A 2,063-nucleotide genomic window follows, 5' to 3' on the forward strand; every position below is an offset into this window, starting at 1 on the left:
AATCGAACCATCCGATCACGACAACGACAACGACCGAGACAGCGTACCGGGAATCTCGATCACCATCTGATCGCCCCCGGCAGGCGACGATGTTCATAATTGACATTTTTTGTCAGTTTATGACCGACACGGTGCATTCCCTATCGGCTTCACGGTACCCGGCCTAAGCCGGATCGACCCTGTATCGCGGGGGCTCATGACTTCGATGACAAGCGGTTGGCCCCCTCAAGCCGAGATCTGATCCAGCCCTTGTTCATTGGCATATTTCATGCCTTTTCTCATGCGGGAGGACCGCGGAAGCACCGGCACAGCGGTGGCTATCCGACTCAAGGCCCACTCTTTCATCCGCGAGAACAATCATGAAAAAAGCACAGTCAGGTTTTCGTTTGATCGAAGTCGCGATCATCATCGCGATCATCGGCATTCTGGCCAGCGTCGCCGCACCGCTCTACCAGAACCATGCTGCCGACGACAACGACGCTATCGTGGCGCCGGCAATCGGCACCACGGGGCTCTCGGTGTCCATTCGTTCTGGACGTTGGCCAGACCGCGGGTGAGGAACTGGCGGAACCCCAGCACGGTTCGCCTGGGCGATGGCCGCCAGGCGCACCTCACCCCGCTGTAACTCCGCCGACACGCTCATCCCACGGGCACCACCTCCCCGTCCGTCTGCGCGGCCAATGCCAACAGTTTCTGCACCTCCGCCTTCCGCTACGCCTCAATGGCCTCGGCATGACCGTAAGACAAGGCACTATGGCGACTGGCATTGGCGTGGATCTTGGTGCCGTCGAGGCTCACCCGCCCGAACTGCGTCAACCGATTCCCCCCGGCAGCTTCGCGCTTACCCTCGTAACCTCAGATGTCCCTGCTCAGACCAAAAACCTAATAATTCTCCCCCCACCACAGAGAGGAAAGAGGAAAGTTAGCGGTTTGAGCCGACCACTCAGGCAGCAATCAAGAGCGGCGCTGAGCGACGACGCTCGAAGACCAGGTTACACCATTCAGTAATAGCCCCACTGTTCAGTGATGCTGACTCGTCCTGGACGTCCGTCGTACTGCACCCGGCAAGGGTCAGCAAAACCATGCTGTTACCGCCTGAAATATATAGTGATCCGATTGTCTGGTAGAGTCTTGCGCGCCCCGTCGCTTAGGCTCGCGATCACCATCGACTTCGTGTAATCGAGATCACACATTTTCGGTAATGCGAGAGATCAGTCACACTTCGCATCATTTCTGACTCACTCGGGCGTCATCAGTAACGAGAACAGCGTCACGGCTCCCCCTGCGCGCGCTCACTTATAGTTTCGGTCAACGGCGACACAGACTCGTCGATGACGACGCATTGAACATGCGACCGGCACAATTCGGCGCACTGACCTTCAATCAACCCCGCATGGGGATCTATATGAACACTCGGAAAACGACCACTACCCTCATTACGACTTCACCGCACGTAGCGCACCACACACGTCTCTTTCATGCGATAAAATTGCTGATGCTCGCGGGGGCGGCGGTGGGTGCCAATAGCTTTGTCAGCGGCACTGCCGGGGCCGCGGTAGACACCTGCGGGGCGCCGCCCAGTACCTTGGCGACCGGTGCCGCGACGTTCTTGTGGCAAGACTGTGCGACCGGAGCCTGGACGCTGTCGGTGACCGGCGGGCGCAGTGCGACCAATTTGTCGTATGTCGGAACGGTTACCGGTGCGCAAGCCGCCGACTTCGTCGTCGGATCATCGATCGAGCCGACGGATCAGTTGGATAACAGCGATCCGTCGACCATCCGATTCAATTTGCTTTCCCAAAGTACATGGAAAGATTCCTTCGATTTCAAGTTCCCGTCCGGTGCGCCGGTGTGCGTGAACGTAACGGCGCCGACCGGCGTCCTGCTGGTCGGGCCGAGTCGGACGCCAGTCAGTTCGCCCGTTGATTTGCGTACCATGGGGCCTTGCAGTGTGCCCTATCTGGAGGACGCGGACACCACCGACAGCGTGGACACTACGGTTGATTCCGACTTGGGCGAGCGGCCCTTCCCCCGGATCACCACTGGCCCGATTCGGGTCTCCG

General features: G+C 58.9%; 1 protein-coding gene and 2 pseudogenes. 2 read left to right on the forward strand and 1 reads right to left on the reverse strand.

Features of this window, described 5'->3' with window-relative positions:
- The first annotated feature begins 359 nt into the window (after positions 1-359).
- Positions 360-557 carry a hypothetical protein gene (locus QZY03_RS05180; protein WP_295578730.1) on the forward strand — a complete coding sequence of 66 codons (198 nt, stop codon included), beginning with the start codon at positions 360-362 and terminating at the stop codon, positions 555-557.
- Positions 558-583: 26 nt separating this feature from the next.
- On the opposite strand, the pseudogene QZY03_RS05185 reads toward QZY03_RS05180, so the two are convergent.
- Positions 584-822 (reverse strand): annotated as a pseudogene (locus tag QZY03_RS05185) (IS5/IS1182 family transposase); the annotation flags it as partial.
- A gap of 526 nt (positions 823-1,348) precedes the next feature.
- Here QZY03_RS05185 and QZY03_RS05190 point away from each other — a divergent pair.
- Positions 1,349-2,063, forward strand: a pseudogene (locus QZY03_RS05190) (hypothetical protein); the annotation flags it as partial.

The sequence above is a fragment of the uncultured Lamprocystis sp. genome, from assembly GCF_903933125.1.
Taxonomy (GTDB): domain Bacteria; phylum Pseudomonadota; class Gammaproteobacteria; order Chromatiales; family Chromatiaceae; genus Thiodictyon.

Excerpts from the sequence above, each read along its gene's own strand:
- QZY03_RS05180 (WP_295578730.1), top strand. The coding sequence starts at position 360 with ATGAAAAAAGCACAGTCAGGTTTTCGTTTGATCGAAGTCGCGATCATC.